Genomic DNA, 15816 nt, shown 5'->3' on the forward strand with positions numbered 1-15816 from the left:
AGGAATTCTTCCAGACGCTGCCCGACGATGGCGAAGAGCTCGGGTGCTGCTTGGAGGTACCAGTAGGTGGAGACCGGATCACTGTGTCCAAGAACTGCTGGGAGCAGCGGTATGCGGGCATCAACATCGGCATGCTGTTGGTGCCAGTCGATCAGTTGGCGAACGGCATAGCTATGGCGGAGGTCATGAATTCGGGGCCGGGGCCGCTCCCCTCACCCGGTCAGCCCGGCTTGGTCGATCAGGTGCGGAAACGTCGCGTGAATCGAGTCCTTGTTCATTCTGGTGCCCCGGATTGAGACGAACACCGACGGTGACACCGGGTCCGGGAAATGGCGGTCGACGCAGTCGAAATAGCGCTGGAGTGCCCGGAGGGTTGTTTCGTGCAACGGCACCTTTCGGCCTCCTCGCTTGGCATGCCGGATTACCAGCAGTAAGTGCTTTTTGTCGAGGTCCTCGCGGGTGAGCGCCAGAGCTTCCCCAAGTCGCAGGCCGGTGACTGAAAGCAACCCGATGAACGTCTCGTAGGTGGCGGCACGCAGTGGCGGGTTCAGGGACCGGGAGGCCGCCATCAGCGCTGCAATGTCTGCGGCGGAGTACAAGTACGGCGCAACACGCTGCTGCCGGGCCGGCAGCAGACCGCGTGGGGGCACTTCTGTGTCCGGGTCCAGGTAGCGCAGGTACTCGGCGAAGCCGCGGATGATACCGAGGCGTTGATGCCACCAGATCGGCTGAGCGTTTACGGGCTGGATTGCCCATGCAAGGGCCAGTTCGGTCCTGACATGCCCGGCGCCCTTCTCGTGAAGGTAGCCGATGAAGTCCGGCAACAACGATGCGGCATCGACGAGTTTGAAGCCCAGACCACGACGCATGGCGAGATAGGAGTCGACCGCTGCGGAAAGATCGGTCATGACGCACCCGGCCAGGGCCGCGCCAGCTCGCGCGTCAGCGCGGGATCGACGGTTGCATAGGACACGGTGACCGCCATGCTCCGGTGTCTCATGACCTGCGCGATCTCCGGCCATGAAGCGCCGTTGCGCACCAGCGCGGTCGCGGCGCCGCGCCGGAGCCGGTGTGCACCCAATACGGGCAGCCCAACGCGACGGCACAGGCGCGACACCACGTCACCAACGCCAGTGGGACTCATCGCACCTTCCGGTGCTCTCATCTGAACGAACAAGGCGCGACAACCCGGCGGGAGCCGCCGATGGCCGTCATGGAGGTAGCGCACGATCGCTTCACCGACGTCGATGGGGATCGGGAGAAGCTCCTGGCGGTTGCCCTTTCCCCGAATCATGATTTCACCATGCCGCCAGTCGACGTCATCGACCCGCAAACCGGCCACCTCACCACGGCGCAGTCCCAGCCGCCACAGAAGCGTCAGAATCGCGCGGTCCCGCAGCCCGACGTCGCGGCTGCAATCACAGCCACCAAGCAGCCGTGTGAAATCGCCTTCGTCGAGTTCACACGGCACGTTTTGACGGTATCCGGCAAGATTCGGCAGGGCCGCAGCGAGCGGTTCGGCGGTGATGCCCGTGACGTGGAGGAACCGCAGAAAAGAGGCCAACGCGCCCACCGTCTTCTTAGACCACCCGACGCTTGAGCGTGCGGCCAGTGCTGCGATATAGGCGGCCACCTCAGCCGCCGAGAGCTCCTCCAACCGGGAATCCCGTTCCTTGCAGAAGCATTCGGCGACATGCATGTTGCCCGATATCGAACTCTCGGCAAGGCCACGCTCAGTGACCAGATAGCTGCGATACCGCTCAAGAAGCTGCGCGACGTGATCCACTGGTGATGGGACCTCGGGCGCAACGTCGATCCCACGCAAATAAGCGATCGGAAGCGCAAAATTCGCGACCGATACCAATGTCGTCAGCCCCTCGGCCCGTCGAGCCGCAACCAACCGCTCCACGCATACAGCATCCAGATCACCGACGGCCAAACCTTGGTTGAGCATCCAACGAGCCAGCACGGCGAACTGCCGCAACCTCCAGTGAACGGAGTCTGGCGCATAACCCCGACCTTCGAGGCTAACCCAATACCCCTCGACATACAACGAAAGTGGACCAGCAACACCAACTGACTGCCGCTTCTTCATCTTGGCCTCCTCTGAACGAAAAACCCGTACAGAGCAAGCATCAAACGCCTCAGGATTATGCCGAAGGATTCAAGCCGCGGCAGCCCTCTGACCAGCACAAACATCCCGCAACGGGCCCGTACTCGGCATAATCACGGGCACGGGATAATCGCTGTACGGGTTGTCGGGGATGTGCGGGGCCGAAATGCGACCGGGTGATATCCATGTCCACCAGCAGCGAGGCCAGGGCCTTGGACGTCATGGCGGCCCCGCCGTCGGCGTGCAGGTCACCTTCGGCTCCACCGGAGGCGTGGCCCGCTTTCTGCGGGTGATCGTCGCCTCGACATCACCGCCGGAGTCGGCGTAGGCCGTGGAGACCTTCACGACCGTATCGGTGCACACCCCGGCCCGGGCGGCGACGGCCTGCTGGGTGGGTGCCGGCCCGTCGCGGCAGGGGTTGTCTTCATCGAGCTCCCGCAGGATCCGGGCCCGGCGGACCTGCTGGGCCGGATGGGATCCCGTGCGGGTGAGCCCGGTCAGCATCCGCCGCTCCGACGGGCTGAGCCTGACCGGCCGTGACTTTGTCCTGGCCATGACGGCCCCGTTCCCGGCGGGCGGAAGGGGAAGAACCCGCCGCCACCATCATGCCTCAAGTACTACGAGCATTAGAAGCGACGCTCTACTAGTAGATCGTCGTGGCTAAGGTGCGCAGTTGGAGGGATGATGTTCCTGGCGGGTTCTTCCCCGACCGCCCGCCGGGAGCGAGACCACGATGTCCAGGACGAAGTCGCGGCCGGTGGCGCTCAGCCCGGCGGAGCGGCAGCTGCTGACGGCTCTGACCCGCACGGGCTCGCATCCGGCCCAGCAGGTTCGCCGGGCCAGGATCCTGCTCGAGCTGGACGAGAACAGCCCCGGCCGCCACGGGCCGGTTCCCGCCCAGACGGTGGTGGCCGAGCGGGCCGGCGTTGCCGTTGACACGGTCGTTAAGGTCTCCAAGGCCTACGCCGACCGGGGCGGCGACGTCGTCGCCACGATCACCCGGAAGAAGCGGGCCACGCCGCCGGTGGAACCGACCGTCACCGGCGAGGTCGAAGCCCGCCTGATCGCGCTGGCCTGTTCCGCCCCTCCCGAGGGCAAGGACCGGTGGAGCCTGCGCCTGCTCGAGAAGCACGTCGCGCTCATCGAGGACATCCCCGACCTGGACCACTCCACCATCGGGCGGGTCTTAAAAACGGAACTTCGCCCCCACCTGAAACAGTGCTGGACCATCCCGCCGCACGCCAACGGGGAGTTCGCCGCCCGGATGGAAGACGTCCTGGACATCTACGCCACGCCCTTCGACCCGGATCGGCCGGTGGTGTGCATGGACGAGAAGCCCTACCAGCTCCTCGCCCACGCCCGGGACCCGATCCCGGCCGCGCCCGGGCGCGACCGCAAGGAGGACTCGGAGTACGTCCGGTGCGGGACGTGTTCGATCTTCGTGTGGGTCGAGCCCCTGGCCGGCTGGCGGCACGTGGACGCCCAATCCCGCCGCACCATGCTCGACTGGGCCCACCAGGTCGAGCGCCTGCTCACCGTCGACTACCCCGACGCCGGGAAGGTCGTGCTGGTGATGGACAACCTCAACACCCACACGATCGGCTCGCTCTACGAGACGTTCGCACCGGCCAAGGCCCACGCCCTGGCCCAGCGACTCGAGATCCACCACACCCCCAAGCACGGGTCCTGGCTGAACATCGCCGAGATCGAACTCTCCGCCCTCACCCGCCAATGCCTGGACAGGCCAATGCCTGGACAGGCGCATCGACGACCTCGACGTACTTAACCACGAACTGGCCGCCTGGCAAGCCAGCACCAACGCCGACCAGCGGCAGGTGAACTGGCACTTCACCACCAGCGACGCCCGCACCAAGCTCCGCCACCTATACCCCGAATATTAGAGACGACGATCTACTAGTGCCAATGCCGTGTAGTTAGGGACTGTCGCGAAATTAGTTGCGTTTCTTCCCGGGGTGGTGCCATCTGAAGTATGGGCGTAACGGTGGAGATTGAACAGGCGCTGGCGGCGAAGTTCCGGGTGCTTTTCCCTCATCTGGATGAGCGGCAGCGTCGTTTGTTGATGGGGGCCGAGGCCCAGGTGTTGAGCCATGGTGGGATCCGGGCAGTGGCCCGGGCCGCGGGATCCTCGGAGCATACGGTCTCGCGGGGAATGCACGATCTGGATGCCTGTGAAGCACCGTTGGGCAGAACGCGTCTGCCTGGCGGGGGCCGGAAGAGGCTGTCCGAGATGGATGCCGGGCTGCGGCCGGCGTTGCTCGCGTTGGTCGAGCCGGACGAGCGCGGGGACCCGATGTCGCCGTTGCGGTGGACGACGAAATCGACCCGCATACTCGCCACGACGTTGACGGCCCAGGGCCACCGGGTCGGTGCGGACACCGTCGCCGGGCTGTTGCACCAGGAGGGATTCAGCCTGCAGTCCAACGCCAAGACCCTGGAGGGCAAGCAGAGCCCGGACCGCGACGCACAGTTCCGATACATCAACGATCAGGCCAAGGCCCACCGGGAGACGGGGACCCCGTTCTCAGCGTGGATGCCAAGAAGAAGGAACTTGTCGGTGACTACCGCAACGGGGGAAAGGAATGGCGGCGGGCGGGTGATCCTGTGCCGGTGAACACCCATGATTTTCCGGACGAGGACCTGGGCAAAGCCCTTCCGTACGGGATCTATGACATGGCGGCGAATGCCGGCTGGGTCAATGTTGGCACCGACCATGACACCGCCGCGTTTGCCGTTGAGTCGTTGCGGCGCTGGTGGAACGGGATGGGTCGCGAAAGCTACCCGCAGGCTCGGAGGCTGCTGGTCACCGCCGACGCCGGCGGGTCCAACGGATACAGGCCCCGTGCGTGGAAGGACGGGTTGGCTGCCCTGGCCACCGAGACGGGATTGTCGATCACTGTCTGCCATTTCCCGCCGGGGACCTCCAAATGGAACTCCATCGAGCACCGTTTGTTTGCGCAGATCACCATGAACTGGCGCGGCAGGCCCCTGGTCAGCCACGAGGTCATCGTCAACACCATCGCGGCCACGACCACCCGCACCGGTTTGCGCGTGCACGCCGAACTTGACACAGGGCGGTACCCTACCGGGGTCGCCGTCAGTGACCAGCAGATGGCGGACCTGCCGATCACCCGCCACGACTGGCATGGCGACTGGAACTACACCCTGCGCCCGGCGGCTCCGGAACATTCCGCCCATGAGACTGACGGGGAGCCCCCACGCCCGGACCACGCATGGCTGCACCATCCGGCCCTGACCGGGATCGAGTACCCTGCCTGGGAACAGCTGATCGAGCAATTGGGCGTGGCCCGACACGCCCAACGCGAAGCAGCCCTTCACCAGCGCCGCGGCCACGCCAGGCGTGCAACTGCCGGCACCGGCCGCAAAGCAGTCCTCACCTTGGCAGACCGCACCGCCATCACCCTGCTCTATCAGCGGTTCGCCCCGCCACAACGCACCCTCGCGCACCTATTCGGTGTGACCCAGCAGACCATCCACCGTGTCATCCAACAGACCCGTGCACTGCTCACCGTCATCGGCTACACCCCCGAACCCGCCGGCCTCCGACTAACCACCGCGGCCGAGATAGCCACACACGTAGCCAATGCCGGCGCCGTCATCCCGGAACAAACCAAAGCCACAGGTTAATAATCGACAGTCCCTTAAGCTCGGTTTGGTGTTGTCAAGGCGGTTGCGCCGGTGAGGATTTCGACGTCAATGACTGCCGTGTAGCTTCTCCGGTTGGGTTTGGGTCCGCGGGCCTGGTATTTCGAGATCGCGCGTTTGACGATCCGGGGGCAAACCCGCAGGCGTCGTGCGGGCAGCAGGTGTGCCAGGACGTTGCGTCCGATGGTCCCGACGAGATCAATGGTGGAACCGGTGGTCGTGTTCGCGGCCTGGATGATGAGGTCGGTGGCCGTGTCCAGGGCGATGCTGAAACTGGCCCGGTCCGGGTCGAGGCCGGGGTCGGTGTTGGTCGCGTCGGCCATCGCGGTGCGCAGCAGCTGGTAGGCGACCAGGAACGCATAGATTTCCTGCTCGATGCCCCCGGGGGTGCGTGAACGCAGCACCTTTCCGCCGAGCATGGTTGATTTCAGGTCCCGGAAGGACGTCTCGATCTCCCAGCGTTCGTGGCAGGGCCGGATGAGTTCCGGCGCCGGGGCCAGCCGGTGGTCGGTCAGCGAGGTGGCCAACCGGTAAAGGCTCCGTTGTGTCCCGGCGGTGGTCTTGACGGTGATCTCGGCGTCGATGACGCGCACCTCGGTGGGTCCGAGCCGTGAGAGGTAGGACCCGTCGGGGTAGCGGGCCAGCACCGGGAGCTTGCGCCCAGCCTTGATGCGCACCAGGAACGCGGCCCCGGTCCGGGCGATGCCGGCCAGCAGGTCCCGGGCGGCGAAATTGCGGTCAGCCAGCACGATCATGCCCGGGCCCATGCTGCGGAACAGGGCCGGGGTGTAGGTCGTTTCCCCGGTTCCGGTCGGCCCGAACACGGCATCGAGCAGCGTGCGGGTGCCGCAGGCCACCAGGGCCACCAGGCGGGCCTGGGGAAAGCCGGTCCCGCCGTGGTTCCCGGCCTGCTTGGTGTAGCGGGTGAGGACGGCCGGGGCATCGGGCAGCGTCAGGATCGTCCCGTCGATCGCGCAGACCCTCAACCCGCGGAACCGATCGCCCCCGGCACCGGTGATGGCCGCCGGGCCGCGGAGCAGGTCGAAGATCCAGCGCAACGGTGCGGCCCCGATCCGGCGCCGGGCCTGGGACAACGCCCCTGCACTGACCGGCAGCACCCCGCAGGCCAGCCCGGAGGTGAGTTTGCGCCAAACCCGGGCATATCCGAGGCCGGGAAACAGGACAGAGGCCAGCACAAAGTAGACCACCACGCGGGCCGGCAACGAACGGATCCGTCCCTGGATCCTGCCGGTGGCTTCCAAGGCGTGGTCGATCATTTCCGGCGGCAGGTGCCGGGTCAACTCACCCAGATGCCCCGCGGCGAAAGGACCGGCGGGTGCAGCGGGGGGATCGGGCATGGCAGAATGCATGGGAGCGGAGTTTTCTGTTTCAGTTGGTCTTGGTCGATTACCTGAATACCAGAAAACTCCGCCCTTTTTCTCCCACCGACACGCCGGCAAAGCCAGGCCTTGACTACGGCTTGCCCCCGTTAAGGGACTGTCGATTATTAACCTGTGGCTTTGGTTTGTTCCGGGATGACGGCGCCGGCATTGGCTACGTGTGTGGCTATCTCGGCCGCGGTGGTTAGTCGGAGGCCGGCGGGTTCGGGGGTGTAGCCGATGACGGTGAGCAGTGCACGGGTCTGTTGGATGACACGGTGGATGGTCTGCTGGGTCACACCGAATAGGTGCGCGAGGGTGCGTTGTGGCGGGGCGAACCGCTGATAGAGCAGGGTGATGGCGGTGCGGTCTGCCAAGGTGAGGACTGCTTTGCGGCCGGTGCCGGCAGTTGCACGCCTGGCGTGGCCGCGGCGCTGGTGAAGGGCTGCTTCGCGTTGGGCGTGTCGGGCCACGCCCAATTGCTCGATCAGCTGTTCCCAGGCAGGGTACTCGATCCCGGTCAGGGCCGGATGGTGCAGCCATGCGTGGTCCGGGCGTGGGGGCTCCCCGTCAGTCTCATGGGCGGAATGTTCCGGAGCCGCCGGGCGCAGGGTGTAGTTCCAGTCGCCATGCCAGTCGTGGCGGGTGATCGGCAGGTCCGCCATCTGCTGGTCACTGACGGCGACCCCGGTAGGGTACCGCCCTGTGTCAAGTTCGGCGTGCACGCGCAAACCGGTGCGGGTGGTCGTGGCCGCGATGGTGTTGACGATGACCTCGTGGCTGACCAGGGGCCTGCCGCGCCAGTTCATGGTGATCTGCGCAAACAAACGGTGCTCGATGGAGTTCCATTTGGAGGTCCCCGGCGGGAAATGGCAGACAGTGATCGACAATCCCGTCTCGGTGGCCAGGGCAGCCAACCCGTCCTTCCACGCACGGGGCCTGTATCCGTTGGACCCGCCGGCGTCGGCGGTGACCAGCAGCCTCCGAGCCTGCGGGTAGCTTTCGCGACCCATCCCGTTCCACCAGCGCCGCAACGACTCAACGGCAAACGCGGCGGTGTCATGGTCGGTGCCAACATTGACCCAGCCGGCATTCGCCGCCATGTCATAGATCCCGTACGGAAGGGCTTTGCCCAGGTCCTCGTCCGGAAAATCATGGGTGTTCACCGGCACAGGATCACCCGCCCGCCGCCATTCCTTTCCCCCGTTGCGGTAGTCACCGACAAGTTCCTTCTTCTTGGCATCCACGCTGAGAACGGGGTCCCCCGTCTCCCGGTGGGCCTTGGCCTGATCGTTGATGTATCGGAACTGTGCGTCGCGGTCCGGGCTCTGCTTGCCCTCCAGGGTCTTGGCGTTGGACTGCAGGCTGAATCCCTCCTGGTGCAACAGCCCGGCGACGGTGTCCGCACCGACCCGGTGGCCCTGGGCCGTCAACGTCGTGGCGAGTATGCGGGTCGATTTCGTCGTCCACCGCAACGGCGACATCGGGTCCCCGCGCTCGTCCGGCTCGACCAACGCGAGCAACGCCGGCCGCAGCCCGGCATCCATCTCGGACAGCCTCTTCCGGCCCCCGCCAGGCAGACGCGTTCTGCCCAACGGTGCTTCACAGGCATCCAGATCGTGCATTCCCCGCGAGACCGTATGCTCCGAGATCCCCGCGGCCCGGGCCACTGCCCGGATCCCACCATGGCTCAACACCTGGGCCTCGGCCCCCATCAACAAACGACGCTGCCGCTCATCCAGATGAGGGAAAAGCACCCGGAACTTCGCCGCCAGCGCCTGTTCAATCTCCACCGTTACGCCCATACTTCAGATGGCACCACCCCGGGAAGAAACGCAACTAATTTCGCGACAGTCCCTAACTACACGGCATTGCTACTAGGGCGTGTCTCCCAATGCGGCGCTCCAGATGACGACGGCGTGCAGGACGGCCGCTGAGCGGTAGGTGAGGGCCAGTTTGTCGTAGCGGGTGGCCAGGGACCGCCATTGCTTGAGGGTGTTGAAGCTGCGCTCGACCACATTGCGCCGTTTGTAGGCGTCCCTGTCGTATCTGACGGGGCGTCCCCCGGCGGAGCCCTTGCGTTTCCGGTTGGCCTTCTGGTCGTCCTTTTCCGGGATAACGCACTCGATGCCCCGCCCGCGCAGGTACGCCCGGATTGCTTTGGAGGAATAGGCCTTGTCGGCCATGGCCCGGTCCGGGCGGGTGCGGGCCCGGCCGGGACCGGGCCTTTCTACCTTCAGGGCCTCCATGAGGTTCTCAAACATCGGCGAGTCCCCGCCCTGGCCCGGCCCCAGCAGCAGGACCAGGGGACGCATGTTGCCATCCACCAGGGCGTGGATCTTGGTGGTCAGCCCGCCGCGGGACCGGCCGATGGCATGGTCCTCAGGCTCGTCGAGCAGATTCCTGTAATTCGACAGGTCCCCCTGTGTGGCGGGGCAGGTTCGTGCCGTGCTGGTGGGCACGGTTGACCGTGGAGTCGATCGAGACCTCCCAGTTGATCAGCCCGGCCGTGTCCGCGCGGGTCAGCAACGCCGCCAGGACCTTGTCCCAGGTCCCGTTGGCGGCGTTGCGGCGGTGGTGCTTCCACACGGTCTTCCACGACCCGAAATAGGCAGGGAGATCACGCCATGGGATCCCTGCCCGGTAGCGGTAGATGATGCCCTCGGTCATCAGCCGGTGGTCGTTGAAGGGTCGGCCCGGTTTCCCCGACGAATCGGGCATCAACGGGGCAATGGACTCCCACTGGGCATCGGACAACACGGAATAGCGAGAAGGCACCCATCAATCATGCCAAACCGCAAAACCACTGATTAGGAGACACACCCTAGTCCCCCGTGACGAGGTGTGATCGGCCTACGTGGAATTCCACGCAGGCCGATCACTAGGGGCTATTGGTCGGTGGCGTTGCCGCGCCCATGCCTTCTATGTGGGGATTATGTCACCCGTTGTCGCCGGCCGGTGTGGTGGTGGGGGTGTAGCCTTCCAGTTTGTTCGCAGCGAGTGCGTACTTGTTGGTGAACGTGTTGGAGATGGTGACCTTGGAAGTGTCGACGCCGATCGTCTTTTCCATGTCGAAGATCACCTTGGGGCCGCCGGCCGGCATGATGCCGTCGGGCAGGAACTGACCCTTGTCCTGATTCAGCGCGGACACGTACTGGTCCTTGCTGATGGTGTTGTTCTGGACGTAGGAGGCGGGCAGCTTGTCGGCGATTTCTGCGGCCGAGTGGCTGTTGATCCAGTGCATGGTGTCCACCAGTGCGTTGACAACTTTCTGTGCCTCGTCCTCGTGGGTCTTGACCCAGTCGGCCTGCGCCAGGAGACCCGCGGCTGGCGACTCCCCGCCGAGGGCGGCCTTGGCGCCGTCCGAGGTGGCCAGGTCGACGGCGGTGTAGGCGAGGTTCTTGCTCTCGAGTGCGCCCACGGTCGGCTGCGTGGTCATGACGCAGTCGGCGGAGGCGCGCTGGATGGCTGCGATGGCCGTTGCCCCGGAACCCACGGCGAGGGTGTGGTAGTCGTTCTTCGACAGACCGGCCTTGGAGGCGATGAACTGGGTGAGCTCATCGGTTCCCGAGCCGAGGTCGGTGACGCCGACGGTCTTGCCTTTGAGGTCGGCTGCTGAGTGGACGCCGCTGTTGGTCGCGCACATCAACCGTTCGCCTGGTGCGCCGGAGAGCTGCACGAGGTTGATCACGTTTTTGCCCTTGGACTGGAAGTCAACGGTATGGATATACCAGGCGCCGGTCATGTCGACCTGGCCGGAGGCCATCGCGTCCTCGGCGCCCACGCCACCCTGCTGCTCGGTCGAGAGCTCGACGTTCACTCCGTACTTCTTGTAATAGCCCAGCTGTTCGGCGAGCTGGTAGGGCAGATAGATCTGTTTGTCGATGCCGCCGACCATCAACTTGACGGTGGGCACCGGAGCGGAGCTGCCGTCGGCGGCGGCGCTGCCGCTTCCGGAGTTGCCGCCGCAGGCGGCGAGGCTGAGCGCGATGGCTCCGGCTGCGGCGACGGCGTAGATTCTGTGCTTCATCATTGGGGCACGTTTCCTTTTGTTATCCATTGGATGGTGGCGGTTGTTATCAGTAGGTGGAATGAGTGACGGAGATTTTCAGATGGCCTGGGCTTCGGAACGGTTCGGTGGCTGCCATTTCAGCAGCGCGTGCTCCAGCAGAGCGATGAGGTATTCCGCGCCGAGGGTGACCACGGCGATGATCACCATGCAGGCGAAGACCGTGTCGGGATCGAAGGTCCCCTGTGCCTGGCTGATGATCAGGCCGATTCCGTGCTGGGCACCGAGCACTTCGGCGACGAGGGCGCCGATGATCGCGAAGCCGAACGCCGTGTGCAGGCTCGCGATGATCCAGGTCATCGCCGATGGAATTGTCACGTGGATCGCGACCTGGAGCGGTGATGCACCCAACACGCGCACGTTCCCGACCAGGTTCTGATCCACCTCACGGACGCCCTGGAAGGCGTTGAAGAAGACGACGAAGAAGACCAGTACTGCCGCGAGCAGCACCTTCGGGAAGGTTCCGAGGCCGAACGCGACGATGAAGATCGACCCGAGCACGATCCGGGGGATTGAATTCACGATCCGGATGTACGGGCCCACGACTGCCGAGAGGTACTTGTTCGAGCCCAGGAGGATCCCGAGCACGACACCGACGAGGGTGCCGAGCAGGAAGCCGTAGAACGCCTCCTGCACGGTGATTCCGAGGTTCTCCCAGATGCTGCCGAATGCGGTGCCCTCTGTGAAGAGGTTGAGCAGGCTGTTCCAGATTCCTGTGGGCTGGCCGAAGAAGAACTTGTCGACCCAGCCGGCCGAGGTGAACCACTGCCAGCCTCCGATCACGATAACCGCCAGGGCGATACGGCCGGTCCAGATCCATGTGGTGCGGCGCGTCATGGCGCGCCGGGCGGAGATTTGAAGCCCGGTCGCCTGCTCGTGTGCGGGAGCACCGTTATGGGTTGTCGTTGTCATGCTGCTGCACCTGCCGATTGCTTGTAGGCCCGGGTGACTTCGTCTTTCAGGGATTCCCAGATCCGGCCCTGCAGCTCCAGGAAGCGCCCCTCGTGGCGGATCTGCTGGACATCGCCGCGCGGCCTGGGCAGATCGATGTCGAAGACATCTTTGATGGTGCCGGGGCTGCTGGTCATGATGACTACCTTGTCGGAGAGGGCCACCGCCTCGTCGAGGTCATGGGTGATGAACAGGACCGAGGGGCGCAGTTCCTCCCAGAGCTGGAGCAGCTCGTTCTGCATGATGGCCTTGGTCTGCACGTCCAGGGCGCCGAACGGCTCATCCATCAACAGGATCCTCGGGTTGTTGATCAGCGCCGCCGCCATGGCGACGCGCTTGCGCATGCCGCCGGACAACTGGTGCGGATAGCGGTCCTCGAAGCCGGCCAGGCCGACGCGGCGCAGCCAGTCCCTGGCGAGCACGGTGGCTTCGCGTTTGGGCGTGCCGAGCAGGACCGGGCCGATCAACACGTTGCCCAGGACGGTCTTCCAGGGGAAGAGCGCGTCCGCCTGGAACATGTAGCTGACGCCCTTGGTGATGCCGTCGACGATATGATCGTGGACGCTCACTGAGCCGGCGCTCGGCCGCTCCAGGCCGGAGACCTGAGCCAGCGTGGTGGACTTGCCGCAACCGGTCGGTCCGACGATCGCGCAGAACTGGCCGGGTTCAACCTTAAGCGTCACGTCACGGATGGCGGTGAAGGTCTCGCCCTTGGGCGTGAGGTACCGCTTGGTCAACCCGACGATGTCGATACCTGCCCCCTCGGCTTTCTCGGGGGCCGCGGGTGGCCGGTTGGGATGGTTAGAATTCATAACGCTAAGACCTCTCTGTCTTTCGGTTCATGTGACTGCTCGTTACCAGACACACCACGAAGGTGCGTCGGGAAATCGGGGCGGCCGGTGTTTCTTTTCGGTTCTGTGGCATTGTGGAACTGTGGTTTTTGTGGCCCTGGAGTCGGCTGCACGCTGCCAACTTCAGGCCCGCTCCGGCCGTCAGGGTCGGGGTCGTCGACTTCCGACAGCCCATGGGGCCCGGACCGCCGGCTGTGGCGGCCGTGCGGCTGCTTCGTTGCAGTTCCGACACCGTGGTCACTTGCATCCCTTCCTTGAGAGCCGCTTGTGTCCGTGATGTGGATCACGGAAACTATGTGAAGCTTAGAAAGTGATTGTTCGTGATAAAAGACTTCAGTAAGTTGTGTGCCTTAACGGCTAAAGTGCACGTTTTGTGCGTTTTCCGCCACAGGGTAAATGCCCGGCCGGGATGCGGATTCCGTTGAGCCCCGCGTCACGGGCACAGCGCCTCCGGGCCGGCGGCCATTCTTCGACCCTGACCACCCAGATCCTCCTGGCCTCCCTCTCGCTGCTGCTCCTCACGGTCGTCCTGGGCGGGTTTCTGTTCACGCTGATCAGCAACCAGACCCTGGACCGGCAATACCAGCTGCGTGCCTTGGGCATTGCGACCACCTCCGCGCAGATGCCGGAGATCCGCTCCGCCCTGGCGGCCGGGGATCCCAAGCACGTCATCGACGGGCTCGCCCGGGAGATCGCGACTGCCGCTCAGTCCGCCTACGTCGTGGTCACCGACCGCAACGGCATCCGGTTTTCCCACCCCGACCCGGCGCTGATCGGCCAGAAGCTGGAAGAACCCGTCGCCGTACTGGACGGCGAAACCCACGTGGGATTCGACGTGGGCAGCCTGGGCACGTCGGCCAACGCCAGGGCCCCGATCTTCGGGGCGGACGGCTCGGTGATAGGCCAGGTGTCGGTGGGCATCGAGGAAACCAAAGTCCTGGACAACCAGGCCCAGAACATCTGGCTGATCACCGGGTTCTCGGCGCTGGTCCTGGCCCTGGGCGTCGGCGGTTCACTGTTGCTCTCCCGCCGGATCAAGCGTGTCACCTTCAACCTGGAGCCGGCCGAGATCGCCTCCCTGCTGCAAGAGCGTGAGGCGCTGCTGCACGGGATCCGGGAGGCCGTCGTCGGCCTTGACGACGACGGGAGGGTGACGGTCATCAACGGGGAGGCCCGGCGGCTGCTCCAGATCGAGGGGGCGGCGCTGGGAAAACCGGTTGCCGAGCTGATTCAAGACGGGCGGCTCCGGGACCTGTTCACCGGCGCCCTCTCCGGCGCGGACCAAGTGGCGCTGATGGAGGACGCCCTGCTGGTGGTCAACCGCATGCCTGTCTCGATCGCCGGGCGGAGCATCGGCTCCGTCGTCACCCTGCGGGACCGCACCGAGATCGAGGCCCTGGTCCGGGACCTGCACTCCATCCAGGGCCTGATGGAGGCAATGCGCGCTCTGGAGCACGAATACGCCAACCGGCTGCACATCGTCGACGGCCTGCTGGAGATGGGGGAAGTGGACCAGGCCAGGAGCTACGTCTCGCAAATATCCTCCATGTCCAGGTCACTGGGCGAAGGGCTGCGCGCAAGGATCGAGCCGCCGGAGCTGGCAGCCCTGCTGCTGGCCAAGATCACCGTTGCCGCCGAACAGGACGTGCACATCGAGGTAACCGCCGAGTCCCGGCTGGAACGCCCACAGGTTGACCAGGCGGAACTGCTGACAATCGTCGGCAACCTCCTGGACAACGCCGTGGACGCGCTGGCCAATACTCCCCGGCCACGCACGGTGACGGTACAGTTTGACGACGCCGACGGCGTTTTCATCGCCGTGCGCGACAATGGACCCGGCGTCCCGGCAGAGAAGATCGACCAGGTGGTGGTGGATGGCTATTCCACCAAGGACCCACGGCCCGGCATGCGGCGAGGAATCGGGCTGGCCCTGGTGCGGAGAATTGTGCACCGGGCCGGGGGAACCCTCGACGTGTTCCCGGGGCCCGGCGGTAATTTTGAGGTGTGGTTGCCGGCAAACTCGCACATTGCGGACAAGGACAGGAGGACAGGCGTTGATCAAGACATTGGTGGTTGATGACGATTTCAGGGTCGCCGGAATCCACGCGGCCCGCGTGGCCAAGGTTGACGGCTTCGAATGCGTGGGCCAGGTGTACAGTGCCGCAGCCGCGCGGGAGGCAATCGCGCGGCTAAACCCGGACCTGCTCCTGCTGGACGTGCACCTTCCGGACGAGGACGGGCTCTCCCTGCTGCGGTCCCTGCAGGCGGCTGGAACCCCGGTCGATTGCATCATCATCACCGCCGCTCAAGACCTGGCTACCGTCAAGTCGGCCATGAGCAGCGGCGCCGTCTATTACCTCGTCAAGCCCTTCAGCTTTGACCGGCTCCGCACACAGCTGGAGGCCTACCAGAAGTGGCGGCAGGAGCTGGAATCCGCATCAACGGCCAACCAGGCAACCGTTGACAGTCTCTACAACGCCCGCTCGGCCGGTGTCAGGCCCGCTGCCCCGGCGCCGCGCCTGCAGCCCACCATGCAGAAAGCGCTCGACGCCGTCCGCGGCGCCGGCGCTCCCGTCAGCGCTGCGGAGATCGCCGACCGGCTCGGTGTCAGCCGCCCGACGGCCCAGCGTTACCTCAGCGCCCTGGAACGCAAGGGCCTTCTCATCCTGGACCTCACGTACGGCGGCACCGGCCGGCCGCTGAACTCATACACCGTGCCGTAGCCGTGGGAGCGGCCAAACCCTCTGTTCTGGTGTGCAAAGCCCAGAT

The 15816-nt window shown here is 65.2% G+C and carries 12 protein-coding genes and 1 pseudogene; 4 read left to right on the forward strand and 9 right to left on the reverse strand.

The features are described 5' to 3' along the window. Nucleotides 1-212: 212 nt before the first annotated feature. The 3 genes from ACQCSX_RS06305 to ACQCSX_RS06315 form a co-directional block, all read right to left on the reverse strand. Entirely contained in the window at nt 213-908 is a 696-nt protein-coding gene (locus ACQCSX_RS06305) for a tyrosine-type recombinase/integrase (protein WP_427018191.1), read from the reverse strand. Then, complete coding sequence (locus ACQCSX_RS06310) at nt 905-2095, reverse strand: tyrosine-type recombinase/integrase (RefSeq protein WP_427018192.1); 1191 nt, start codon at nt 2093-2095, stop codon at nt 905-907. The genes ACQCSX_RS06305 and ACQCSX_RS06310 overlap by 4 nt, the downstream gene beginning before the upstream one ends. A 237-nt stretch (nt 2096-2332) precedes the next feature. Next, entirely contained in the window at nt 2333-2668 is a 336-nt protein-coding gene (locus ACQCSX_RS06315; RefSeq protein ID WP_427018193.1) for a hypothetical protein, read from the reverse strand. Between the two features lie 178 nt (nt 2669-2846). Here ACQCSX_RS06315 and ACQCSX_RS06320 point away from each other — a divergent pair, with 178 nt between their 5' ends. Next, nucleotides 2847-3899: an IS630 family transposase gene (locus ACQCSX_RS06320; protein WP_427018194.1), complete on the forward strand. Its 1053-nt coding sequence runs from the start codon at nt 2847-2849 to the stop codon at nt 3897-3899. 204 nt (nt 3900-4103) lie between these two features. Further along, nucleotides 4104-5779: pseudogene (locus ACQCSX_RS06325) on the forward strand (ISAzo13 family transposase). A 14-nt stretch (nt 5780-5793) separates the two neighbouring features. On the opposite strand, the gene ACQCSX_RS06330 reads toward ACQCSX_RS06325, so the two are convergent. The 6 genes from ACQCSX_RS06330 to ACQCSX_RS06355 all read right to left on the reverse strand — a co-directional run bounded on the left by ACQCSX_RS06330 (nt 5794) and on the right by ACQCSX_RS06355 (nt 13008). Beyond that, nucleotides 5794-7155: an IS4 family transposase gene (locus ACQCSX_RS06330; protein WP_427018195.1), complete on the reverse strand. Its 1362-nt coding sequence runs from the start codon at nt 7153-7155 to the stop codon at nt 5794-5796. A 149-nt stretch (nt 7156-7304) separates the two neighbouring features. Continuing rightward, the gene (locus ACQCSX_RS06335) at nt 7305-8981 is read right to left on the reverse strand and encodes an ISAzo13 family transposase (protein WP_427018196.1); all 1677 of its coding nucleotides are present in this window, start codon (nt 8979-8981) and stop codon (nt 7305-7307) included. Between the two features lie 72 nt (nt 8982-9053). Further along, a protein-coding gene (locus tag ACQCSX_RS06340; protein WP_427018933.1) for an IS5 family transposase occupies nt 9054-9897 on the reverse strand; the annotation gives its coding sequence in 2 pieces (ribosomal slippage) (nt 9054-9590 and nt 9592-9897; 843 coding nt in all). Nucleotides 9898-10114: 217 nt separating this feature from the next. Further along, nucleotides 10115-11209 carry an ABC transporter substrate-binding protein gene (locus ACQCSX_RS06345; RefSeq protein WP_427018197.1) on the reverse strand — a complete coding sequence of 365 codons (1095 nt, stop codon included), beginning with the start codon at nt 11207-11209 and terminating at the stop codon, nt 10115-10117. A 75-nt stretch (nt 11210-11284) separates the two neighbouring features. After that, on the reverse strand, nt 11285-12157 hold the full coding sequence (locus ACQCSX_RS06350) for an ABC transporter permease (protein WP_427018198.1): 873 nt from the start codon (nt 12155-12157) through the stop codon (nt 11285-11287). Then, nucleotides 12154-13008: an ABC transporter ATP-binding protein gene (locus tag ACQCSX_RS06355; RefSeq protein WP_427018199.1), complete on the reverse strand. Its 855-nt coding sequence runs from the start codon at nt 13006-13008 to the stop codon at nt 12154-12156. The genes ACQCSX_RS06350 and ACQCSX_RS06355 overlap by 4 nt, the downstream gene beginning before the upstream one ends. Nucleotides 13009-13468: 460 nt before the next feature. On the opposite strand from ACQCSX_RS06355, the gene ACQCSX_RS06360 reads away from it, so the two are divergent. Together ACQCSX_RS06360 and ACQCSX_RS06365 are read left to right on the forward strand one after the other, a co-directional pair. After that, on the forward strand, nt 13469-15124 hold the full coding sequence (locus tag ACQCSX_RS06360; protein WP_427018200.1) for an ATP-binding protein: 1656 nt from the start codon (nt 13469-13471) through the stop codon (nt 15122-15124). Then, the gene (locus tag ACQCSX_RS06365; protein ID WP_427018201.1) at nt 15102-15770 is read left to right on the forward strand and encodes a response regulator; all 669 of its coding nucleotides are present in this window, start codon (nt 15102-15104) and stop codon (nt 15768-15770) included. Before ACQCSX_RS06360 ends, ACQCSX_RS06365 begins: the two co-directional genes overlap by 23 nt. Nucleotides 15771-15816 lie beyond the last annotated feature (46 nt).

This window comes from Pseudarthrobacter sp. P1, from assembly GCF_050156935.1.
Lineage (GTDB): Bacteria > Actinomycetota > Actinomycetes > Actinomycetales > Micrococcaceae > Specibacter.